The 21,370-nt window shown below is 71.1% G+C and carries 22 protein-coding genes; 6 read left to right on the top strand and 16 right to left on the bottom strand.

Annotated features, from left to right (window positions below):
- Positions 1-37 precede the first annotated feature (37 nt).
- A complete protein-coding gene (locus OG598_RS31560) occupies positions 38-595 on the top strand; it encodes a sugar O-acetyltransferase (protein WP_328652236.1) in 558 nt (185 codons plus the stop codon).
- Here OG598_RS31560 and OG598_RS31555 read toward each other — a convergent pair.
- The 5 genes from OG598_RS31555 to fdxA are packed head-to-tail and all read right to left on the bottom strand — an operon-like array spanning position 592 to position 4,367.
- Positions 592-1,239, bottom strand: a complete 648-nt coding sequence (locus tag OG598_RS31555; RefSeq protein ID WP_328652235.1) for a nucleoside/nucleotide kinase family protein — start codon at positions 1,237-1,239, stop codon at positions 592-594. The genes OG598_RS31560 and OG598_RS31555 overlap by 4 nt on opposite strands.
- Positions 1,239-1,886, bottom strand: coding sequence for an SIMPL domain-containing protein (locus OG598_RS31550; protein ID WP_328655491.1), 648 nt, complete (start codon positions 1,884-1,886; stop codon positions 1,239-1,241). The genes OG598_RS31555 and OG598_RS31550 overlap by 1 nt, the downstream gene beginning before the upstream one ends.
- 13 nt (positions 1,887-1,899) lie before the next feature.
- A complete protein-coding gene (locus OG598_RS31545) occupies positions 1,900-2,919 on the bottom strand; it encodes a prephenate dehydrogenase (protein ID WP_328652234.1) in 1,020 nt (339 codons plus the stop codon).
- A 21-nt stretch (positions 2,920-2,940) separates the two neighbouring features.
- Positions 2,941-4,044, bottom strand: a complete 1,104-nt coding sequence (gene dapC, locus OG598_RS31540; protein ID WP_328655490.1) for a succinyldiaminopimelate transaminase — start codon at positions 4,042-4,044, stop codon at positions 2,941-2,943.
- On the bottom strand, positions 4,041-4,367 hold the full coding sequence (gene fdxA / locus OG598_RS31535; protein ID WP_030490464.1) for a ferredoxin: 327 nt from the start codon (positions 4,365-4,367) through the stop codon (positions 4,041-4,043). Before fdxA ends, dapC begins: the two co-directional genes overlap by 4 nt.
- Positions 4,368-4,446: 79 nt before the next feature.
- Between fdxA and OG598_RS31530 the strand changes: the two genes are divergently transcribed.
- Positions 4,447-5,418, top strand: coding sequence for a GNAT family N-acetyltransferase (locus OG598_RS31530; RefSeq protein WP_328652233.1), 972 nt, complete (start codon positions 4,447-4,449; stop codon positions 5,416-5,418).
- A gap of 141 nt (positions 5,419-5,559) precedes the next feature.
- Here OG598_RS31530 and OG598_RS31525 read toward each other — a convergent pair whose 3' ends face one another.
- The 3 genes from OG598_RS31525 to mshB form a co-directional block, all read right to left on the bottom strand.
- Positions 5,560-6,024 carry a hypothetical protein gene (locus OG598_RS31525; protein ID WP_328655489.1) on the bottom strand — a complete coding sequence of 155 codons (465 nt, stop codon included), beginning with the start codon at positions 6,022-6,024 and terminating at the stop codon, positions 5,560-5,562.
- A gap of 114 nt (positions 6,025-6,138) precedes the next feature.
- The gene (locus OG598_RS31520; protein WP_328652232.1) at positions 6,139-6,576 is read right to left on the bottom strand and encodes a hypothetical protein; all 438 of its coding nucleotides are present in this window, start codon (positions 6,574-6,576) and stop codon (positions 6,139-6,141) included.
- 17 nt (positions 6,577-6,593) lie between these two features.
- Positions 6,594-7,520, bottom strand: a complete 927-nt coding sequence (gene mshB / locus OG598_RS31515; RefSeq protein WP_328652231.1) for an N-acetyl-1-D-myo-inositol-2-amino-2-deoxy-alpha-D-glucopyranoside deacetylase — start codon at positions 7,518-7,520, stop codon at positions 6,594-6,596.
- An 87-nt stretch (positions 7,521-7,607) separates the two neighbouring features.
- Between mshB and OG598_RS31510 the strand changes: the two genes are divergently transcribed.
- Positions 7,608-9,752: a prolyl oligopeptidase family serine peptidase gene (locus OG598_RS31510; protein WP_328652230.1), complete on the top strand. Its 2,145-nt coding sequence runs from the start codon at positions 7,608-7,610 to the stop codon at positions 9,750-9,752.
- Between the two features lie 10 nt (positions 9,753-9,762).
- Here OG598_RS31510 and OG598_RS31505 read toward each other — a convergent pair whose 3' ends face one another.
- Both OG598_RS31505 and OG598_RS31500 read right to left on the bottom strand, forming a co-directional pair.
- On the bottom strand, positions 9,763-10,197 hold the full coding sequence (locus tag OG598_RS31505; RefSeq protein ID WP_442931421.1) for a nuclear transport factor 2 family protein: 435 nt from the start codon (positions 10,195-10,197) through the stop codon (positions 9,763-9,765).
- A 110-nt stretch (positions 10,198-10,307) separates the two neighbouring features.
- The gene (locus OG598_RS31500; RefSeq protein ID WP_112730873.1) at positions 10,308-10,706 is read right to left on the bottom strand and encodes a winged helix-turn-helix transcriptional regulator; all 399 of its coding nucleotides are present in this window, start codon (positions 10,704-10,706) and stop codon (positions 10,308-10,310) included.
- Between the two features lie 104 nt (positions 10,707-10,810).
- On the opposite strand from OG598_RS31500, the gene OG598_RS31495 reads away from it, so the two are divergent.
- Positions 10,811-11,713, top strand: coding sequence for an NADP-dependent oxidoreductase (locus OG598_RS31495; RefSeq protein WP_328652229.1), 903 nt, complete (start codon positions 10,811-10,813; stop codon positions 11,711-11,713).
- A 67-nt stretch (positions 11,714-11,780) separates the two neighbouring features.
- On the top strand, positions 11,781-12,773 hold the full coding sequence (locus OG598_RS31490) for a MerR family transcriptional regulator (protein WP_328652228.1): 993 nt from the start codon (positions 11,781-11,783) through the stop codon (positions 12,771-12,773).
- Between the two features lie 243 nt (positions 12,774-13,016).
- Here OG598_RS31490 and pip read toward each other — a convergent pair whose 3' ends face one another.
- The 6 genes from pip to OG598_RS31460 all read right to left on the bottom strand — a co-directional run bounded on the left by pip (position 13,017) and on the right by OG598_RS31460 (position 20,067).
- On the bottom strand, positions 13,017-13,973 hold the full coding sequence (gene pip, locus OG598_RS31485) for a prolyl aminopeptidase (protein WP_328652227.1): 957 nt from the start codon (positions 13,971-13,973) through the stop codon (positions 13,017-13,019).
- 62 nt (positions 13,974-14,035) lie between these two features.
- Positions 14,036-15,778 (bottom strand): ABC transporter substrate-binding protein, encoded by a 1,743-nt coding sequence (locus OG598_RS31480; RefSeq protein WP_328652226.1) that lies wholly within the window; start codon positions 15,776-15,778, stop codon positions 14,036-14,038.
- 155 nt (positions 15,779-15,933) lie between these two features.
- Positions 15,934-16,920, bottom strand: a complete 987-nt coding sequence (locus OG598_RS31475) for an ABC transporter permease (RefSeq protein WP_328652225.1) — start codon at positions 16,918-16,920, stop codon at positions 15,934-15,936.
- Between the two features lie 11 nt (positions 16,921-16,931).
- Entirely contained in the window at positions 16,932-17,939 is a 1,008-nt protein-coding gene (locus OG598_RS31470; protein WP_328652224.1) for an ABC transporter permease, read from the bottom strand.
- Positions 17,936-19,006: an ABC transporter ATP-binding protein gene (locus OG598_RS31465; protein ID WP_328652223.1), complete on the bottom strand. Its 1,071-nt coding sequence runs from the start codon at positions 19,004-19,006 to the stop codon at positions 17,936-17,938. The genes OG598_RS31470 and OG598_RS31465 overlap by 4 nt, the downstream gene beginning before the upstream one ends.
- Positions 19,003-20,067 (bottom strand): ABC transporter ATP-binding protein, encoded by a 1,065-nt coding sequence (locus OG598_RS31460; protein ID WP_328655487.1) that lies wholly within the window; start codon positions 20,065-20,067, stop codon positions 19,003-19,005. The genes OG598_RS31465 and OG598_RS31460 overlap by 4 nt, the downstream gene beginning before the upstream one ends.
- Positions 20,068-20,799: 732 nt before the next feature.
- On the opposite strand from OG598_RS31460, the gene OG598_RS31455 reads away from it, so the two are divergent.
- On the top strand, positions 20,800-21,369 hold the full coding sequence (locus OG598_RS31455; protein ID WP_328652222.1) for a Uma2 family endonuclease: 570 nt from the start codon (positions 20,800-20,802) through the stop codon (positions 21,367-21,369).
- The last annotated feature ends 1 nt before the right edge of the window (position 21,370 follow it).

Below are 21,370 nucleotides of genomic sequence, written 5' to 3'. Positions count from 1 at the left end.
GCCACGAGCCGACGAACCGGGCCGGCATGATCGGGCGGTGACCTCCATGAAGGACAAGATGCTCGCCGGCGAGCCATACATCGCCGACGATCCCGACATCATCGCCGACCTGGACCGGGCCGCCCGGCTGATGGAGCGCTTCAACACGAGTCCCGCGGCCGATCCACAGGCCCGGATCGCGGCACTGCGTGAACTCCTCGGCGAACTGGGCGAGGACACCTGGATCCGCCCACCGTTCTACTGCGACTACGGCTGGCAGATCCGGATCGGCCCGCGCAGCTTCGTCAACTACAACGCTGTCTTCCTCGACGTCGCTCCGATCACCCTCGGCGCGGACGTCCAGGTCGGCCCCAACGTGCAGCTACTCACCCCGACGCATCCGGTCGAGCCCGGCCCGCGACGGGACAAGTGGGAGGCGGCCAAGCCGATCACCATTGGTGACAACGTGTGGCTCGGCGGTGGCGCGATCGTGCTGGCCGGCGTGACGATCGGCGCGGACACCGTCGTCGGCGCGGGCGCGGTGGTCACCCGGGACCTGCCCGCCAACGTGGTGGCCGTCGGCAACCCGGCCCGGCCGGTCCGCGAACTCGGCTAGACCGTCGGCGGATCCGACAGGCGGACCACCAGGTCGGCGCGGTCGGCGGTGGGGGTGATCAGGGCGGCGTTCGACTCGTCGCTGCCCAGCGCCCACGCCCGCGCCTGCTCCGGAGACCGACCGAACGCCTCGTGCCGGGCGGTCAGCCGGCGGTGCCGCACCTCCGCGTCCAGGTCGAGAAACCACGCCTCGTGCAGCAGTGGTCGAATCTCCTGCCAGGGGAAATCCGGCAACAGCAGATAGTTGCCCTCGGTCACCACCAGCCGGACCGACGGCGGCACCTCGATCGCGCCAGCCACCGGCTCCTCCAGCTCCCGGCGGAACTCCGGCGCGTAGACCGACGTCGGCTCCAACCGGTGCAGCCGGCGCAGCAGCGAGACGTACCCGTTGGCGTCGAAGGTGTCCACGGCGCCCTTGCGGTCGGCGCGGCCCAGGCGAACCAGTTGCGACTGCGCCAGGTGGAAGCCGTCCATCGGCACCAGGCGGGCGGCCGACCCGACCTCGGCGACGATCCGCTCCGCCAGGGTGGACTTCCCGGCGCCCGGTGCGCCGGCGATGCCGAGCAGTTGTCGCGGGCCGGCCTCGGCGAGCACCAACGCCCGCGCCACCAACTCGTCGGCGGACAGCACCCGGGCCGGCGGCATCAGCCCAGAACCGGGTCGCTGATCGTGAACCGCGCCTGCACCGCGGCCTGCACCGTCTGCAGCTGCGGGTCCAGCTCAAGCTCCGGCGGACCACCGCCCGCGCCACCACCCCCGGCGAAGGCCGCACGGGCGAACATCGGCCGGTCGGCGGGGCCCGCGTCGGCCAGCTCGATCAACGAGGTGACCCGGGCGCCCAGCGCCTCCGCGTACTCCCGGGCCCGCAACAGCGCGTCGCTGATCGCGGCGTGCCGGGCCGCACGATGGGCGGGGCTGTCCGGACGAAGCTCCCACCACGGGCCGGCCACCTCGACCTGGTCCTGGTCGGCGAGCCGGAGCATCAGCTCACCCAGCGCGGTGAAGTCGGTGACGGTGACGGTGGTGGTGACACTGCCGTGCCAGGCGACCACCCGCTCACCCGAACGCCGGGTCTCCGGCCGCACCCGCAGGTCGCCGGTCTCCCGCCGCGCCACCGCCGGCCCGGAGCCGTCCAGCAGCACCCGGACCGCCGCAGCCCGCTCGGCCAACCGGGTCAGCGTCGCCTCCCGGTCCCGGTCGCGGGCTGTCGCGGTGACCGCGAACCGGGCCAGCTCGGGAGGCACCTCCCGGTACGCCTCGCCGCGCACCTGCACCACCGGACCGTCCACCACCATGCCCCTCAGCCTAGTCAGCGACGGGGCGCAGCGCCGCGTAGGAGACGGTGTCCGCGTCGGCGTGCAGGCCGGTGAGGTAGCCGCCGGCCACCCCCAGCTCGCGCAACCAGGACACCTCTGCGGCGTGGTCACCACCGGCCGGGAACTGCCGGTCGTACGCGTCGAACCGCCGGTCGCGCAGCGCCACCCGGGAGGCCCGCGCCTCGTCGTAGCGGGCCGTGAGCGCCGGGGCGTCGTCGGCGCGCAGCGCGGCGGTCAGGTCGTCCAGGAACGCGGTGACCTCGGCCAGCTCACGCAGCACCCGGTCCCGATTGCCGAGCAGCATGTTGGCGGTCCGATCGGCCGGGGTCCCGGCGACCCGGGTGCCGTCGGAGAAGCTGCCGGCGGCGAGCGCGAGGATCGCGTCGCGCAGCGGTGCGCGTTGCACGGCGCCGGCCAGCGCGCCGGCGAGCAGGTGCGGCACGTGTGAGGCGAGCGCGGCGGCCGAGTCGTGCTCCGTGGCGGACATCGGCACCACCCGGGCCTCGAAGACCTCCACCAGCAGCTCGGCCAGCCAACGGAACGCGGTGGTGGCCGTTCCCGGCGCCGGACAGAGCACCCAGGCCGCGCCGGTGAGCAGGTCGGGCAGGGCGGCCGTCAAACCGGCCCGGTCGGTGCCCGCCATGGGGTGGCCGGGCACGAAACGGTGCGTCAGCCCCTGCGCGGCGGCGAACGCCGCCACGTGCTCCTTGGTGCTACCGACGTCGGTCAGCACACAACGCTCACCGGTCATCGCCGCCACCTCGACCAGCGTCGCCGGGAGGGTCGGCAACGGCCCGCACAGGAAGACCACGTCCCGGTCGGCCACCGCCTCGACCAGGCGGTCCGGCGCGGGTACGCCCACCCGGCGGGTCTCCCGCCGGGTGGCCTCGTCCGGGTCCCACCCGACCACGTCGATGCCGGCGGCGACCATCCGGAGCAGCACCGAGCCACCGATCAGGCCGGTGCCGACGACCGCCGCCCGCACCCGCGCGCCTGACCTGTCCACCATGCTCGACCGCCCGGACCGCAATCAGGCGAGGCGCGCCGCGACGCCGGCGATGTGCTCGTCGGACTCGGTCAGCGCGACCCGGACATGCTGCGCGGCCGTGGGGCCGTAGAAGACGCCGGCGGCGACCAGGATGCCGCGTCGGGCCAGCCAGTCGACCGTCTGCCAGCAGTCCTCACCCCTGGTCAGCCAGAGGTACAGGCCCGCCTCGGAGTGCTCGACGGTGAACCCGGCACCGGTGAACGCCGCGGCGAGCACCTCCCGCCGGGCGCGGTAACGCTCCCGCTGTTCCTCGGCGTGTCGCTCGTCCTCCAGCGCGGCCACCATGGCCGCCTGCACCGGCGCGGGCACGATCATGCCGGCGTGCTTGCGGACCTTGAGCAGCTCGGCGACGAGCGCCGGGTCGCCGGCGACGAAGCCGGCCCGGTAGCCGGCGAGGTTGGACCGCTTGCTGAGTGAGTGCACCGCCAGCACCCCGGCGTAGCTGCCCCCGCTGACCTGCGGAGACAACACCGAGACGGGCTCGGCCGACCAGCCCAGGGGCAGGTAGCACTCGTCGCTCGCGACCACCGCGCCACGTTCGCGGGCCCAGTCGACCACCTTGCGCAGGTGCGCCGCTGGCAACACCCGGCCGGTCGGGTTGCCGGGCGAGTTGACCCAGACCAACCGGACCCGCGGGGTCGGCCCGAGCGAGGTGAGCGAGTCGGTACGAACGACTGTGGCGCCGGCCAGCCGGGCGCCGTCCTCGTAGGTGGGGTACGCGATCGACGGCACCACCACCACGTCACCCGGGGCGATGCCGAGCAGCGTGGGCAGCCAGGCCACCAGCTCCTTCGAGCCGATGGTCGGCAGCACACCGAGACCGTCGACGCCGGCGCCACAGGTTCGGGACACCCACGCCGCGATTGCGGCCCGCAACGCCGGCGTGCCGGCGGTGAGCGGGTAACCGGGAGCATCGGACGCGTCAGCCAACGCCCGCCGGATCACCTCGGGCACCGGGTCGACAGGCGTACCCATGGAAAGGTTGATCAGGCCCTCCGGATGCGCCGCGGCCAACGTGGCCGCGGCGTCCAGGGTGTCCCAGGTGAACTCGGGCAGCCGCGACGAGACCGGCGCGGGCCGGTTCAGTGGCCCTCGCCGCGCGGCGGCTGCGCGGCGACGAAGGTGGCGTCCTTCTCCACCTTGCCGACCTTCGAGGCGCCACCGGGCGAGCCCAGGTCCTCGAAGAACTCGTAGTTCGCGCCGGTGTAGTCCTTCCACTGCTCCGGGACGTCGTCCTCGTAGAAGATCGCCTCCACGGGGCAGACGGGCTCACAGGCACCACAGTCGACGCACTCGTCGGGGTGGATGTAGAGCATCCGATTGCCCTCGTAAATGCAGTCGACCGGGCACTCCTCGATGCATGCCTTGTCGAGCACATCTACGCACGGCTCGGCGATGATGTAGGTCACCGGTCTTCTCCTCCGCAAGACTCGCCGCGATCTCCCGCGACGGTAAGAGCCTAGTATCTCGCCGGGGAGGGGGTCGATCGTGCTCCGACAGCAGGATGTGGGACACCGAATCGTGGTCCGCCGGATTGTGGGGATTCGCGAAGGCCGCCCGCAATTTTCCGATGCCCTCGGCGAGCTGGTCGAGCTGAGCGAGACTCATCTCACGCTGGCCACCGCTCAGGGGCCGCTCCGGGTGCCGGTGGCGCAGGTCCACCGCGCCAAGCGCGTTCCGCCGACCCGTCGGCCGACCGCAGCGGCGGTCGTGGCGCTGGAGCGGGCCGCCGACGAGGCCTGGCCGGCACCGACCCGGGGCCGACTCGGTGACTGGCTGCTCCGGTCGGCCGAGGGCTGGACCGGGCGCGCCAACTCGGCGCTGCCGATCGGCGACCCGGACCGACCACTGGCCGCCGCAGTCGACGCGGTGGAGCGCTGGTACGCCGAGCTGGGGCAACCCGCGTTGATCAACACGCCACTACCCCTCGCCGCTCCGGTCGGCGCCGAGCTGGACGCCCGCGGCTGGGGCACCCGCCCGCCGACGCTGGTGCAGACCGCGCCGCTGCCCCTGCCGGCGCCGACGCCCGCCGGCGGCCAGGCCGACGGGTGGGGCAGTGCGGTCGTCGAGCTGGCCACCGCGCCCAGCGACGAGTGGCTGGCCATCGCCGCCGGCCGCAAGGGCGGCCTGCCGGACGCTGCCCGGCACGTCCTCACCGCCGTGGACCAGGTCCGCTTCGCCCACGTGTACGCCGACAACGCCCTGGTGGCCGTCGGCCGCGCCACGGTGACCGGCCAGGGGCGCTGGTTGGGCCTCAGCCTGATCGAGGTCCTACCGGCGGCCCGCCGTCAGGGGTTGGCCCGCCGCGTGATCCACGAACTGGCCAGCTGGGGCGTGTCGGCCGGCGCGACGCACGCGTTTCTCCAGGTCGAGCAGCGCAACACGGCGGCGGTCGCGCTCTACCAGCGGCTCGGCCTCGCCACCCACCACACCTACCTGACCCGGGTCGCCCCGAACTGACTCGCGCGGCGGCGGGGCGCGGCGGCCGGGTGCTTGATCGACTCGGCTTTCAGGAAGTCGCGGCATCCAGGCGCCCGGGACCCCCCGACTTCAAGGAAGCCGAGTCGATCAAGACGTCGGGACGGCCAGGCTGTGCGGTGATCAGCGGCGGACGACGCGGCGAGGCTTCGCGGCCTTGACCTCCGCGTACCGCTTGAGCTGCTGGGAGCGGTAGTCACGGCCGAGCGCGGTGAGCACCAGGTAGCCGATCAGCAACCCGGCGCCGGTGGCGAGCAGGTAGAGCCAGATCTGAGCGAAGAACGTCGCCGCGCCGCCGGCGAACGGGTTGTGACCGACCAGCAGGGGCCCGACCAGCACGGTCAGCAGCATCGCCACCGGCACCACGAGGGCCATGTCGGCGGCCCAGCCCGCCAGCGGCCGGCGTCGGCCCCAGCGGAAGGCGACCACGGCGAGGATCAGGCCAATCACCGTGAACATCGCCAGCGACACCCGGTCGGCGGCGGTCTCGTCACCGTCGAAGCCGAACCGGGTGATCAGTCGGGCGACCACGTTGACCGCGAACAGCGCTGCTACGAGCACCCCGAGGTCACGCCACCGCTTGTCCATCGCCGGACCCTCCTGCCGTACGCCCCGTCGCGGGGTTCGCATCCCTGGCAGGAATATCTACCACCCTTACCTGGGAGCCGTCATCACCCGGCAGCAACCAGAACCAGCCCGGCGTCAGCTGCCGAGCATGGGCGGCTGCGGGGCGAGGATCTGCCGGAAGCCCATCACCGTGAAGGTCATCGCGCCGGCCACGATCATGGCCAGCCCGACCCAGTTGTCGCCGGCCAGCAGCAGGTCGCCCTCGTTGGTCCGGATGGCGGCGACCGCCATCAGCGCGAACCACGGCACCGCCGGCAGCGCCACCGCCCAGCGACGGCCCACCGCCTCGTACGCGAACCAGCTCAGCAGGATGTTGGCACCGATGGCGAGGAGCACCGACACGCCCACCAGTTGCCCGCCGACGCGGAGCGTGGCGAGCAGCAGCTCCAGTACGCCGGTCAGCACACCGGCGAGGACCACGACGATCCCACCGACCAGTCGGACGCCCAGGTCCAGCAGTCGCGGCGGTGGCCCCGCCGGGGGCGGGGCTTCCTGGTCCTCCACGACCGTCATCGGTGCGGCCGGCACCGTCACCGGAGACCCGCCGCCGCGACCGGGGACCGGTCCGGGGCGGTCTCCGCGGGCAGGCCGGCGAAGAGGTCGTCCTCCCAGCCGTACGGCCCGGTGCCCGGGCCCTTCTCACCGACCGCGAGGGTGAAGAACTCCACGCCCATGAACTCGCCACCGAAGTTGCCGGCGATCAAGTAGAGCCACGAGTTGGCCGGGATCTGGGTGGCGTGCGCCCGCATCGCGGCCTCCTTGGCCGTGTGCTGGTCGGTGCCGTCGATCCGGGCGGCGATCTGGGCGTCTGGGGTGCCGAAGGGCAGGTCGGCGATGTCCTCGATGCCGCTGAACGGGTTGTCGGACGACTCGGCGAAGTGCGTCATGCCGGCCTCCAGGACGCTGAGCGGCATGGCCGTCCAGTAGACCTTGAGCGGGGCGCAGCCCTCGGCGGTGGCCAACTCGACGGCGCGCATGGCCACCCGGTGCGCCTGGATATGGTCGGGGTGGCCGTAGAAGCCGTTCGGGTCGTACGTGACGAGCACCTGCGGGCGTACCTCTCGCAAGATCTCCACAAGGTGCCCGGCGGCCTCGTCGAGGTCGGCCTGCCAGAACGCCCGGGGGTGCTCGTTTGTCGCGAGCCCCATCATCCCGGAGTCGCGGTAGCGGCCGGCGCCGCCGAGGAAACGGTGGTCGCTGACGCCGAGCGCGGTGCACGCGGCGGCCAGCTCGGCCACGCGGTATCCGCCGAGCTGGTCGGCCTCGGCGGCGGCGAGCTGCGCCAGCGCGGGCACGTGGATTTCGCCCTCCTCGCCGAGTGTGCAGGTCACCAGCGTGACGTGCGCGCCGTCGGCGGCGTAGTGGGCCATCGTCGAGCCGGTGCCGATCGACTCGTCGTCGGGGTGCGCGTGGACCAGCAGCAGGCGGCGGTCGGGCAGCATCGTCACGACGGTCACTCTAACTGGCGGTTCTCCCCCAGCCGACGCTGACGCGTCCGCCCAGGTCGGCCACATCACCCCCGCTCCCGCTCTACGATTTGGGCTGTGGACTTTCCGGAGCTGGCCGCCCGCACCCGCCGGTTCAGCCACGGCGCGCCACGCGCTGTCTCGGTGGCTGAGGACGGCTCCCGGGTGATCTTCCTGCGCTCCGCCGGCCCCGAGGATCCGGCGGACGCGCTCTGGCTGTTGGACGTGGCCACCGGCGAGGAGCGGCTGGTCGCCGACCCGGCCACCCTGCTGGGCGAGGGCGGGGATGTCCGCTCCCTCTCCCCCGGCGAACGCGCGCTCCGCGAGCGGCTGCGGCTCAGCGCCGCCGGCATCGGCTCGTACGCGTTGGACGCGGCCGGTCGGGTTGCGGTGTTCGCGCTGGCCGGGCGGTTGTTCCGGGCCGATCTGGTGCACGGCGACGTGGTGGAGGTGGCGGCCGTCGGCCCGGTGCTGGACCCCCGCCCGGACCCGAGCGGGCAGCGGCTGGCGTACGTGACGGACGCCGCCGAGGGTGTGCGCCGGGGTGAGCTGCGGGTGATCGACCCTGACGGCACCGACACCCTGCTGGCCGGCGAGGACGCCGGGGTGAGCTGGGGGTTGGCCGAGCACATCGCGGCGGAGGAGTTCGGGCGGTTCCGGGGGTACTGGTGGGCGCCGGACAGCCGTTCGGTGCTCGCCGCCCGGGTCGACGAGTCCCGCCTGGAGCGGTGGCACCTGCACGACCCGGCCGAGCCGGCGAGCCCGCCGACCGCCGTCGCGTACCCCCGGGCCGGTGGCCCGAACGCGGAGGTCAGCCTGCACCTGCTGGACCTGGACGACGGCTGGGTCGACGTGCACTGGGACCGGGAGACCTACCCGTACCTGACCGGGGTCAGCTGGGGTGAGGGCAGTCCGTTGATCACCGTGCTGCGCCGCTCGCAGCAGCACGGGCTGGTGCTGGCGGTGGACCCGCGCACGGGTGAGACGCAGGTGCACGCCGAGCTGGCCGATCCGCGCTGGGTCGAGCCGATCGCCGGCACCCCCGCGCACCTGCCGGACGGCCGGGTGCTGGTCGGTGGGGAGCTGGCCCACGACGGGTACGACGCCCGGTGCCTCTTCGCGGACGGCACCCTGCTCACCCCGCCGTCGCTGTACGTACGACGGGTGGTGGGTCGGCTTCCGGCCGCCGCCGGCCCGGCCGACCTGCTGGTGGAGGCGAGCGACGGCGAGCCGAGCGAGCGGCACCTGTTCCGGGTCCGCACCACCATCGGCGGTGGGGTGGACGCGCGCCGGCTCACCACCGACTCCGGCTGGTACACCGCCGCTGTGGGCGGGGACGTGCTGGCCGTCGGCGTCGCGTCGCTGGATCACGCCGGGGTGCGCTGGACGGTGCGCCGCGGCGATCAGGAGATCGCCAAGCTGCGCTCGTTCGCCGCCACCCCGCCGTACTCTCCGCTGCCACTGCTGGAACGAGTGACCGACCGGCGGCTGCCGGCGGCGGTGCTCTACCCCGACAACCACGTGACGGGTCGGCGGCTGCCGGTGCTGCTGGACATCTACGGCGGCCCGGGGCACCAGGAGGTCGTGGCGGCGCGGGCCGCGTGGCTGGAGCGGCAGTGGTGGGCCGACGCCGGGTTCGCGGTGGTCACCATCGACAACCGGGGTACGCCGGGCGTGGCGCCGTCGTTCGAGAAGGCGATCCACCGGCGGGTCGCCGACGTGATCCTCACCGACCAGATCGACGCCCTCACCGCGCTCGCCGGCAAGCACCCGGACCTGGACCTGGGCCGGGTAGGGGTGCGCGGTTGGTCGTTCGGCGGGTGGCTGGCCGGGTTGGCGGTGCTGCGACACCCGGAGCTGTTCCGGTGCGGGATCGCCGGTGCCCCGGTGACCGACTGGGCGCTGTACGACACCGCGTACACCGAGCGTTATCTGGGGTTGCCGGAAGACGGCCAGGACATCTACGCGCACCATTCGCTCGTCGAGTTGGCCGCCGAGCCGGTCACCAGCCCGGACCAGGCCCGGCCGTTGCTGCTGGTGCACGGCATGGCCGACGACAACGTGGTGGCAGCGCACACGCTCCGGCTCTCCGCTGCCCTGCTGAGCACCGGCCGGCCGCACGCCGTGCTGCCGTTGACCGGGGCCACCCATCTGGCCGCGAACGGCACCGCCGAGCGGCTGCTCCCCCTGGAGTTGGACTTCCTCCGCACCCACCTGCTGTAGACGCCCGCAATCACCACCGTTCCACGAGGTGTTCCCGGCCCTGTGGCGGATCGTACGACTCGGGCCAGTAGTCGATGATCTTGCTGATCAGCCCATGCTCGGACATCTCAAGCCAGACGCACGCGTCCTGTTGCTCGACGCCGACGCGGACGTCGAGCAACAGGACAGCGAGACGGCCGTCGGCGACCACCCGTCGGGGCCGCAGGTGCCAGTCGCCGGGGTACTCGGTGTTGAACCGCAGGAACGCGTCAGTGCCGCGAATGCGCTCGCGAGTCTGCGGCATCTCGTAGACCACATCATCGGTGAGCAGGGCGGCCAACCCGGACCAGTCGCGCCGCTCCAAGAGATCAACGTAGGCGTGGGCGGCCTGCCGGGCCGTCGAGGTGTCGTGCACGACGCGGACCCTAGCCTCCGCCAGCGACAATCTGGCGAGCCGTCGGTGCATCACCGGCCTTGCCCGGCCGATCTCCGGCGACGCCCGGGCCGTCCGCCCACGCCAGCAACTCCGGGCGGATACGTCGCGGCCGACTCCGACGTGATCGGCGCCGCCGACTCTCAGGGGCGTGCGTCGTATTGGGTCCGGGCTTCGAAGACGCGGTCCATGTGCGTCTCCGCCCAGTTCTTGATCGCGATCATGACCGGGAACAGTTCATGGCCGAGCGGGGTGAGCTCGTAGTCGACGCGGACCGGTACCGAGGCGGTGACGGTGCGGGTGACCAGGCCGTCGCGCTCCAGGGTGCGCAGGGTCTGGGTGAGCATCTTCTGGCTGACGCCGGCGATGCGCTGGGCGAGCTCGCCGTGCCGCTGCGGGCCGTTGACGAGCGCCGGGATCACCAGGGCGACCCACTTGTCGGTGAGCCTGCTCAGCAGCTCACGGGTCGGGCACTGTTCCAGGAACGCGTCGTAGTCGCGTTTGGCCTGTTCGCGGCGTTGCGCTGCGGTCGACGTCGCCATCTTTTCCTCCTTGGTGCCCTAGGCACTTTAAGGTACCTACTTTCTCATAGTGCCGAAGATTCGTACGGTCGTGGTGATCACGAAATCCCACGAAGGAGACGGCGATGCGCGCAGTCAGCTATGCAGAGTTCGGAGGGCCGGAAGTCCTGCACGTGGCCGAGGTGCCGGTGCCCGAGCCGGGGCCGGGGCAGGTGCGCGTGCGGGTCGCGGCGTCGGTTGTCCATCCGGTCGATCTGATGGTCCGCTCCGGTCGGTTCCCGGCCCCGTTGCCGACCGTGCTGCCGTACACGCCCGGTTGGGACGTCGCCGGCAGTGTCGACGCGGTCGGCCCGTCGGTCGAGGAGTTCACGATCGGCGACGAGGTCATCGGCTTCTCGCCGTGGCTGCAAACCACTGTCGGCGCCCACGCGGAGTACGTGGTCCTCGACGCCGCCTGGCTGACCTCCGCGCCCGTCGGCGTCCCCGCCATCGAGGCGGCGACCCTGCCGACCAATGGCCTCGCCGCCGCCCAGGCGCTCGATCTGCTCGCGCTCCCGGCGGGTTCGACAGTGCTCGTCACCGGCGCCGCCGGGCAGGTCGGTGGGTTCGTTCTGGCGTTGGCCCGGGCGGCCGGTCTGCACGCCACGGGACTTGCCGGAGCCAACGACCGCGCGTTCGTCGAGTCGCTGGGTGCGGCGTACCTGTCGCGCGACGACGATCCGACGGGGACGTTCGACGCGGTCATCGACCTGGCGGTCATCGGCTCCTCGCTGCTGGACCTCGTTCGGGACGGCGGCGGCTACGTGGCCGCGTCACCCCCGCTTCGCCCGGAGCCGGTGCGCGGAATCCGGACCGTCGCGCTGGAGGTGCTACCGGACGGAACCCGGCTGGGCGAACTGGTCAAACTCGTCACCAGCGGCGATATCCCGCTCCGGGTCGCTGACGTGTACCCCTTCGCCGACGCGGCGGCCGCCCACGAGCGGCTGACCCGAGGCGGCGTGCGCGGCGGCGTGGTGATCGTCCCCTGACCCGCCGCCGCGGAAGCTCGATGAAGTGCTTGTATCTCAAGCCGCTTGAGATCGCATAGTGGGCGTCGTGGACAGAAAAGAGCTGTACGCCATCGGGGATGTCGCCCGGCGGACCGGCCTGAGCGTCAGTGCCGTCCGGTACTACGCGGACGCCGGTGTCGTCACGCCGGCCGCCAGCACCCCGGCCGGCCACCGCCTGTACGACGTGTCGGCCATCGCCCGGCTGGAACTGGTCCGGACGTTACGGGAACTCGACGCCGGCCTGGACGAGATCCGGCGGGTGCTGGCCGGCGAGGCGACGCTGCGCGAGCTGGCCACCACCCACCTGGCAGTGCTGGCACGGCAGGAGGCACGGCTGCGCAGCCGGCGCGCGGTGCTGTCGGCCATCCTGCGGCAGGACTCCACGGCCGAGCAGGTCACGCTGATGCACAAACTGGTCGGCATGTCGGACGAGGAACGCGACCGGCTGATCGACGAGTTCTGGACCGAGGTCTCCGCCGGCTGGGAGCCGCCGGAGCGGATGGTCGAGTGGTGGCGGGCGGCCCGACCGGAGCTGCCCGAACATCCCACAGCAGCTCAGTTGGAGGCGTGGATCGAACTGGCCGAACTGGTCCGGGACACCGAGGTGCGCCAAGCCGTACGCCGTGACTTGCACGAGGCGTGCACCACCGGGGCCGGGCCGCTGATGACCTCCTCGCCGATGCTGGACGCCCTTGAGGAGGGCGCCACGATCGGCCAGCCGGTGATGGACGCGGCGCGCGAGCAGGTGCCGCCCGACTCGCCCAGAGGCCGGGAGATCGCCGACCAGTGGATCGGGTGGCTGACCGGCATCTTCGCGACGCCGGACAGCCCCGGGATACCGGACACGCCCGAGTTCCGGATCCAGGCCGCCGACCAGATGCGCAAGGGCGCGGAGTGGGACCGCACGCCGCCGGAGCAGGAGGGGCCGTTCGACAGGTACATGGAGTTGGTCTCCACAGTGAACGGCGCGCCGCCGGAACGGTTCCCGTACGAGTGGCTGGCCGACGCACTGCGCGCGTCCGCAGTGCCGGCCTCCTGATTGCCGATCCGCGACCCGGCACGTATGTCCGTGCCGCCGCCATCGCCGAGGCTGGAACGCATGGACAACGTGGTGGAACTCGACGGCGTGCGCGATGAGCCCCACCGGGAGCACACCCTCCAGCGTGCGCCTTGGCTGGCACCCATGTCGATGTGCTGTTGAGCGGCATACCTCAGAGGTATGAATATGACTCTGAGGTCTACCGCTCCACACCGAATCTGCCCGGATGGAGGTGACGGACGGTCACCGCCGGCCCTTGAGGAGCTGGGTGGTGGCTTCGATGAGCAGGCTGCGGGTGCCGGGTTCGGAGCCGCTGTGGCCCGCGTCCTCCACGATGTGGAACTGCGCCTCGGGCCAGACCCGATGCAGGTCCCAGGCTTGGCTCGGCGGTGTCTTGATGTCGTAACGGCCGTTCACGATGACAGTCGGGATGTGTCGAATGCGGTCTACGCCCGCCAGGAGACCTTCCGGCGGGAGGAAGCCGCCGTTGCTGATGTAGTGGTGTGTGATGCGGGCGAACGCCAGCAGGCTGGTGTCGTCGATGCCGGGTGGCGTCATCGGCAGCAGGGTGTTGGCCGAAAGCTCCCAGCCCATCCAGGCGCGGGCCGCCGGGCCGTGGACCGCGGGGTCGGGGTCGGAGATGCGGCGGCCATACGCGCCGACGAGGTCGTCCTGTTCCGCCACGGGGATCGCCGCACAAAATGCCGCCCACTCGGCGGGGAACAGGTGTGCTGCGCCCGTCGGGGTGAACGCCCACGCCTCGTCTGATGTGCGAACCAGCCACACGCCACGGAGCACGAGTTCGGTGACCCGCTCGGGATGGGCCTGCGCGTAGGCCAGGCCGAGGGTGCTGCCCCAACTGCCGCCGAAGACGAGCCAACGCTCGATCCCCAGGTGCTCGCGTAGCCGCTCGATGTCCGCCACCAGGTGCGGTGTGGTGTTGTGTTCCAGTGACGTCTTCGGGTCACCGGCGAAGGGCCGGCTGCGACCGCAGTTTCGCTGGTCGAACAGCACGATCCGGTAGCCGGACGGGTCGAAGTACCGCCGATTGTCCGGGAGCAGGCCACCGCCGGGGCCGCCGTGCAGGAACAGCGCGGGTTTGCCGCCGGGGTTCCCGCACAGTTCCCAGTAGAGCTCATTACCGTGGCCGACGCTGAGCATCCCGGAGTCGTACGGCTCGATGGGCGGATACCAGTCCATGACAGAAGGATCCCCTCCCGACGGCGCTGTCGGGAGGGGACCCTTCTGGCTTGCGGTGTGACTTACGGCTTGACGTGCGCGTTCACGAACGACGGGTAGCCGAAGACGCTGGAGATGAAGATCCCGCCCGCCTTGGACCCGTGCACGTTGTAGGCCACGTCGACGAAGAGCGGCACCACCGGCGCGTGCTCCTTCATGATCCGCTCGTCGAGCTTGGCCCACTCGGGGCCCTGCTCGCCCGCGGGCAGCGCCGAGATGCGGTCCATCTCGGTGTTGATCGCCGGGTCGTTGAAGTAGGCCTGGTTGCTGTTGCCCTCGGCCTTGATGGTGCGGCCGTCGTAGAGCACCGGCAGGATCGAGGCCCCGCTCGGCCAGTCCGCCGCCCAGTTACCGATGTACAGGTCCCAGGGGTTGTTCTTCTTCTTGATCTCGTCGAGCTTCGCGTCGTCGGAGATGTTCCGCAGCGTGATCTTGAAGCCGGCCCGCTCCAGGTTGGCCTTGAGCTGGGCGCCCTGCTGCTGCTCGGTGGAGTTGTCGGCGACGCCGAGGACCAGCTCCGGCGTCTTCCCGCCGAGCAGTTCCTTGGCCTTGTCGACGTTGCCGTTGGCCCCCGCCGGGTACGCGTCGTACGCCTTGTAGCCGATGGTGGCCGGCGGCATCAGCGTGGTCAGCGGCGCGGCGACGGTCTGCCCGCCCATCGCCTTGATGAAGCCCTCGCGGTCGATGGCGTAGTTGAGCGCCTGACGGACCTTCAGGTCGGTGACCCGCTGGTTGTTGATGACCAACTGGTTGGCGCTCGGGGTCGGCGAGAGGATGCTGCGCGACTTGAGCGTGGCGTCCCCGGCCACCTTGGCGACCAGCGAGGCGGGCACCGTGTTGAAGGCGAGCGCGCTCTGGTCGGCGCCGTTGTCGGCGATCACCCGGTTGTTGGCGGCGTCCGCGGTCGGGCCGAAGCTCCAGACGAACTGGTCCGGGTACTGGTGCCGGACCGGGTCGGTGTTCGGGTCCCAGTTGGTGTTGCGGTCCAGGGTGATCTGCACGCCGACCTGGTTCTTGGCGACCTTGTACGGGCCGGACGAGAACGGCTGCTTGTCCAGGTCGACGCCGGTGTCCTTGTCGGCCGGCAGCGGCGCGGTGGTCGGCAGCGAGACCGCGAACGGCAGGTCACAGCGGGGCTTGGCGAACTCGAAGCGCAGCGTCTTGGCGTCCGGCGTGCTCAGGCCGGGCGGCAGCGACGTCTTGTTCTTCTTGAAGTCCCACTTGGTGTCGAACTGCGGGGTGTCGGCCAGCCACTCCTGGATGTAGGTCGGGCCGCCGGACAGGTCCGGGTCGAAGGAGCGGGCGATGCCGTACGCGATCTCCTTGGAGGTGATCGGCCGGCCGTCCTCGAACTTCACCCCGTCCTTGACAGTGAATTCCCAGACCTTGCAGTCGTTGTTGACGTTCTTGCCCGGCGTCTCGGCCAGGTCGCCCACCAGGACCAGGCCACCCTTGCCGTCGTCCTTCCAGGTGGTCAGGTAGCGGGCGAAGAGCGGGTTGGCCATCAGACCGGCGAACGAGTACGTCCGCTGCGGGTCGAGGTGGGAGATCGGCGACTCCCGGATGATGGTGAAGGTGCCGCCCTTCGCGGCGCCGCTCACCTCGGCCGCCGGCCCCTGCGAGTCCTTGGGGTCGGTAGCGATGACCCCAGTCTGCTGCCGTTCGGTGTCGACAGTGGTGCCCTCGCCCGTGTTCTTCGAGCACGCACCCAATGCCACCACCAGAGCGATCGCGCCGCCTGCGGCAGCCACCACGCGTGGTCTCATGAATACCCCCTTCACCATGTGCCGTGCGGTTTCGTCGGGGGCGAGAACCGCCGACGTCCCGAGGATCGTAAGGAAGAAAACCTACGAGTTGTGTAACAGTTGTCGATAAATTTCGCCACAGCCCAGCCGCCGGTCACACGCCGGACATCGACAGGTCAGCGCAGCCGCACCCGGGGGTCGATGGCCGCGTAGAGCAGGTCCACCAGAACGTTCGCCAACACCACGAAGACGGCAGCGATCAGGACGGTGGCCATGATTGTCGGCAGGTCGCCCGAGCGCACCGCGTCCACCGCCGTACGCCCCAAACCCTGGATGCCGAACGTCGTCTCGGTGATCACCGTCCCGCCCAGCGCCCCGCCCACGTCCAGCCCGGCGATGGTCACCACCGGGGTGATCGCCGCGCGCAGCGCGTGTCGCCCGTACACCTTCGGTTTGGCCAGGCCCTTGGCCCGCGCGGTCCGGACGAAGTCCTCCGACAGCGTCTCCAACATCTGCGCCCGCGACAACCGGGCGTAGATGGCCGAGAAGAGGAAGGCCAGCGCCACCCAGGCCAGCACCAACCCGCTGGCCCACTTCGCCGGGTTGTCGAAGAGGGAGGTGTAGCTCGGCACCGGCAACAGCCGCAGGTTGTAGACGAACACCAGCAGCAGCACCGCGCCCACGAAGTACAGCTGCAACGACGCGCCGGTCAGCGAGAAGCCGATCGCCAACCGGTCCAGCCAGGTGCCCCGACGCAGCGCGGACACCATGCCGAGCCCCACGCCGAGCAGCAGCCAGAGGATGGCCGCCGGGATCACGATGCTCAGCGTCACCGGCAGCACCCGGGCGATGGTGTCCGAGACGGCCTCGTTGGTGACGTACGACCAGCCCAGGCAGGGCGCGTCGCACCGCCCACCCTGGGCGCTGCCCAGGTCCCGACCGGTCACGATGCCCTTCATGTAGCCGGCGTACTGGCTGATCAGCGGGTCGTTCAGGCCCAGGTCGTCGCGGACCCGCTCCAGCCGCTCCGGGTTGCAGTTCTTCGAGCAGATGCTGCTGACCGGGTCGCGCGGCAGGGCGAAGAACATCAGGAAGGTCAACACGCTCACCGCGAAGAGGGTCAGCGTGGCGGAGAAGAGTCGCTTGAGCAGAAATCGCGCCATGATTTTGACCCCTACCGGGACGACTTCGGGTCGAGCGCGTCCCGCAACGCGTCGCCGAAGAGGTTGAAGGCGAACACCAGCGCGAAGATCGTGATGCCCGGGAAGAACACGTACGCCGGGTCGGTCTGGAGGAAGTCCAGACTGCGGTAGATCATTCGGCCGAAGCTCGGCGTCTCGTCGCTGAGGCCGACGCCGATGAACGACAGCGCCGCCTCGCTGGTGATGAACTGCGGCACCGCCAGGGAGAACGACACCAGGATCGGCGCCCAGATGTTCGGCAGCAACTGCCGGAAGAGCATGTGCCCCAGCCCGGCCCCGCTGGCCCGGGCCGCCTCCACGAACTCCCGCTCGCGCAGTGCGATCACCTGCCCCCGGACCAGCCGGGCCGTGCTGGTCCAGCCGAAGATGGCGAAGACCGCGATCAGCACCCCCACCCCGAAGGCGGAAGACACCTGCCCCCGCTCACCGTAGAAGCGCAGCGTGATGGTGGGCGTGAGCGCCAGCGCGATGATCAGGAAGGGCATGGCCAGGGTCAGGTCGGTGATCCAGTTGATCACCGCGTCGAGCCAGCCGCCGAGGTAGCCGGCGAGCGCGCCCAGCACGATCCCGATCGTCGCGGTGATCAGGGCCGCCGCGAACGCGATGAACAGCGAGGTCCGCAGACCGTAGATCAGCCGGATGAAGATGTCCCGGCCCAGCCCCGGCTCCAGACCGAACCAGTGCTCGCCGCTGACCCCGCCCGCGTACCCCAGCGGCATGCCGAAGCCGTCCAGCATGTTCTGGAACTGCTCCCGCGGACCGATCCCGTAGACCATCTCGATCAGCGGGGCGGCCAACCCCAACAGCAGGAAGAAGATCAGGAGTACGCCGCTGACCATCGCGGTCCGGTCGCGGCGCAGCCGCAGCCAGGCGAGCTGACCGGGCGAGCGTCCGACGACGCCCTTCGTCGCGGCCCCGCCCTCGTCGCCACCGGACTCGATCTCGGCCAGCGCGACACCCTCCACCGGGGACAGGCTCACGACGACACCTCCTCGACGATCGCATCGGCCCCGACAGCCGCCCCACTCTCTGGGCTCGTGCTGGCCGCTTCCCCTTCGGGGCCCGTGCTGGCCGCTTCCCCTTCGGGGAAGTGACACGCGGTGGCCTGGTTGCCGCCGTCGCGGGGGACCAACGCGGGCTCCTCGGTGGCGCAGATGTCCTGCGCCTTCCAGCAGCGGGTACGGAACCGGCAGCCCGACGGCGGATCGAGTGGGGTGGGTACGTCACCGGTCAGCCGGATCCGCCCCGCCGGGCCGAGCTGGGTGACGTCCGGGATCGCCGAGAGCAACGCCCGGGTGTACGGGTGCTGCGGGCGCTCGTAGATGTCCGCCCGGTCGCCGATCTCCACGATCCGACCCAGGTACATGACAGCGACCCGCTGGCAGAAGTGCCGAACCACGGCCAGGTCGTGCGCGATGAACACGAAGGCCAGGCCAAGCTCGCGTTGCAGGTCGCGCAGCAGGTTGACGACCTGCGCCTGGATCGAGACGTCCAGCGCGCTCACCGGCTCGTCCGCGACGATCAGCTTCGGCCGCAGGGCCAGCGCGCGGGCGATGCCGATGCGCTGGCGTTGACCACCGGAGAACTCGTGCGGGTACCTGTTGTAGTGCTCCGGGTTCAACCCGACCAGCTCCAGCAGCTCCTGCACCCGGGCCTTGATCCCACCCGGCGGCTTGATCCCGTTGACCTGTAGCGGCATCGCCACGATCCGGCCCACAGTGTGCCGAGGGTTCAGCGAGGCGTACGGGTCCTGGAAGATGATCTGGAGGTCCTGGCGCAGCGGGCGCAACTCGCGGCGGCCGGCGTGCGTGATGTCCCGCCCGTCGAACTCGATGCTGCCGCTCGTCGGTTCCAGCAGCCGCACCAGCATCCGACCGGTGGTGGTCTTGCCGCAGCCCGACTCCCCCACCAGGCCGAGCGTCTCGCCGGGGCGCACGTCGAAGTCGAGCCCGTCGACCGCCCGCACCAGGCCGGTGGCGCGCAGCCCCTGGCGTACCGGGAAGTGCTTGCTCAGGCCGCGTACCCGCAGCAGTGGTTCATCGGTCATCGGGCCACCCCCACGGATGCGACGTCCTCGGCGTAGAACGTGGCGCGCTCCTCGGCGCTCAGGTGACAGGCGACCAGGTGGCCGGCCGAATCGCCAGCCCCCGCCGGGCGCAGCTCGGGGACCTCGGTGCGGGAGCGGCTGCCGGCGCGGTCCGCGTACCGGCAGCGGGGGTGGAACGCGCAGCCCGGCGGCAGGTTGATCAGGCTGGGCGGGTTGCCGGGGATGGGCACCAGGTCCGCGTCCGCGTCGCCGTGCAGCGACGGCACGCTGGAGAGCAACCCCCAGGTGTACGGATGCTGCGGCGCTCGCAGCACCTGCTCGACGCTACCCCGCTCGACGGCCCGCCCCCCGTACATGACCAGCACGTCGTCGGCGACCTGGCCGACCACGCCGAGATCGTGGGTGATCAGGATGATCGCGGAGTGGAACTCGGCCTGGAGGTCGGCGAGCAGGTCCAGGATCTGCGCCTGCACAGTGACGTCCAACGCGGTGGTCGGCTCGTCGGCGATCAGCAGCGCCGGGTCGTTGACCAGGGACATCGCGATCATCGCCCGCTGGCGCATGCCGCCGGAGAACTCGTGCGGGTACTGGTCGAAGCGACGCGCCGGCTGCGGGATACCGACCCGGTCCAGCATGTCGACAGCCCGCTGGCGGGCCTCACGCCGGTTGGCCTTCGGGTGGTGCACCCGGTACGCCTCGGCGATCTGCCGGCCCACCGTGTAGTACGGGTGCAGCGCCGACAGTGGATCCTGGAAGATCATCGCCATGTCCCGGCCGCGCAGCCGGCGTACCTCCTCGTCCCCGAGGCCGACCACCTGCCGGCCACCCACCGAGATCTCCCCGGTGATGGTGGTCCGTTTCGGGTCGTGCAGGCCGAGAATCGCCAGCGAGGTGACGCTCTTGCCGGAGCCGGACTCCCCGACGATGCCAAGGGTGCGGCCCCGCTCGACGGCGAACGACACCCCGTCGACCGCGCGCACCACGCCGTCCTCGGTGTCGAACCGCACCCGAAGATCACGCACCCGCAGGTAGGCGTCCTGGTCGGAGCGCTGCGCCGGCACGGCGGGGCGGTCGTCCGGGTCCCCGGACGGCGAGGGTTCCGAGCTGTCCACGGCCACCTCCCTCAGTGACGAAGAGAACTTACAGCAAAGTCCCGAGGGTGAAAATAAGCTACAAAGCCGGCACGTGTCAGCGGGCCCGAGCGTAACGAGTCGGCATCGGCCCCGCACCCCCGTCACCTCGCCATCCACGCCCGTTCATCTCCCGCGCCCCGCGCCCCGCGCCCCGCGCCCCGCGCCCCGCGCCCCGCGCCCCGCGCCCCGCGCCCCGCGCCCCGCGCCCCGCGCCCCGCGCCAAGATCTCCGCAACTTCCCCGAAGTTGCTGCCTCCGACGCGCCAGAGACAGCAACATCCCTGATATTGCGCGGATCTTGATGACAGACACCGCCCCCGAGAGCAGGAGCGGGGTCTGGAGCGGGGTCTGGTGCGCCCACCGCCACCAAGGTCACGCTCGAACCAGGATGTAGTGGCATCGCCGACGCCCCGATACCACTACATCCAGGATGTTGCGCGATCTTGCGGCTCGCGGAGCGAGGCGGCGGGGCAGAGCGGGAGCGGGCGACGCCGGCGGCGTCAAGGTCGTGCTCGAACCAGGATGTTGCGGCCACGCAGCTCCGGGGAACCACTACATCTACGATCGAGCGCGATCTTGTTGGCTCAACCCTGGCGATCAACCGTCTGAGCGGACATTTCATCTCGTGCTCGCACGTCGGGTGCGACCTCGGCGATCCGGAATGAGCTGCACTGGGCCGGTGATTCCCGCCGGCAATCTTGGCCACGCGCTGCCATGGACCGAGTCGGAGTACCTCGCCCTTGGTGAGACCGCCCAGCGGATCGAACTCCTCGACGGCAGCCTGCTCGTCGGACCACCGCCGTCGGTCCGGCACCAGGTGATCGTCGGTGGCCTGGCAGCCTCGTTGGAACCCGGCTGCGCAGCAGCGGACCGCACCCTGCTCCCGGTGATCAACCTGCGGCTGAACAGCACACGGATCCTCAACCCCGATCTGGTGGTGACGGCCGAGCTGGATCTCACGGCCGACTGCGTGCCGGCGGTCGCGGCTCTGCTGGTCGGTGAGGTCAGCGCACCACACACCGCCACCATTGACCGGGTGCTGAAGCCGCACCTGTACGCCGCAGCCGGGGTCAGGTGGTATCTGCTCGTCGAGCAGGAAAGCCTGACCGTGAACCTCTACCAGCTACAGGGCGCCCACTACGTGGAGCGGTCGACGACCAGGGTCGGCGAGGCGTTGGAGTTGGCCGAGCCGGTGCAGGCCACCATTCGGCCGGAGGATCTGCTCCCCTGAC

This window comes from Micromonospora sp. NBC_00330 (genome assembly GCF_036136635.1).
Classification (GTDB): domain Bacteria; phylum Actinomycetota; class Actinomycetes; order Mycobacteriales; family Micromonosporaceae; genus Micromonospora; species Micromonospora salmantinae.
Note: the sequence above shows the minus strand (reverse complement) of the source record. Positions and strands in the feature narration are given on the sequence as shown.

Bases quoted from the DNA above. Each gene is read 5' to 3' on its own strand.
- OG598_RS31555 (WP_328652235.1), bottom strand. From the start codon at position 1,239: ATGCCGCCGGCCCGGGTGCTGTCCGCCGACGAGTTGGTGGCGCGGGCG.
- OG598_RS31545 (WP_328652234.1), bottom strand. From the start codon at position 2,919: ATGGTGGACAGGTCAGGCGCGCGGGTGCGGGCGGCGGTCGTCGGCACC.
- OG598_RS31525 (WP_328655489.1), bottom strand. From the start codon at position 6,024: ATGGACAAGCGGTGGCGTGACCTCGGGGTGCTCGTAGCAGCGCTGTTC.
- OG598_RS31520 (WP_328652232.1), bottom strand. From the start codon at position 6,576: ATGACGGTCGTGGAGGACCAGGAAGCCCCGCCCCCGGCGGGGCCACCG.
- OG598_RS31505 (WP_442931421.1), bottom strand. From the start codon at position 10,197: ATGCACCGACGGCTCGCCAGATTGTCGCTGGCGGAGGCTAGGGTCCGC.
- OG598_RS31500 (WP_112730873.1), bottom strand. From the start codon at position 10,706: ATGGCGACGTCGACCGCAGCGCAACGCCGCGAACAGGCCAAACGCGAC.
- OG598_RS31495 (WP_328652229.1), top strand. From the start codon at position 10,811: ATGCGCGCAGTCAGCTATGCAGAGTTCGGAGGGCCGGAAGTCCTGCAC.
- pip (WP_328652227.1), bottom strand. From the start codon at position 13,973: ATGGACTGGTATCCGCCCATCGAGCCGTACGACTCCGGGATGCTCAGC.
- OG598_RS31480 (WP_328652226.1), bottom strand. From the start codon at position 15,778: ATGAGACCACGCGTGGTGGCTGCCGCAGGCGGCGCGATCGCTCTGGTG.
- OG598_RS31475 (WP_328652225.1), bottom strand. From the start codon at position 16,920: ATGGCGCGATTTCTGCTCAAGCGACTCTTCTCCGCCACGCTGACCCTC.
- OG598_RS31465 (WP_328652223.1), bottom strand. From the start codon at position 19,006: ATGACCGATGAACCACTGCTGCGGGTACGCGGCCTGAGCAAGCACTTC.
- OG598_RS31455 (WP_328652222.1), top strand. From the start codon at position 20,800: ATGAGCTGCACTGGGCCGGTGATTCCCGCCGGCAATCTTGGCCACGCG.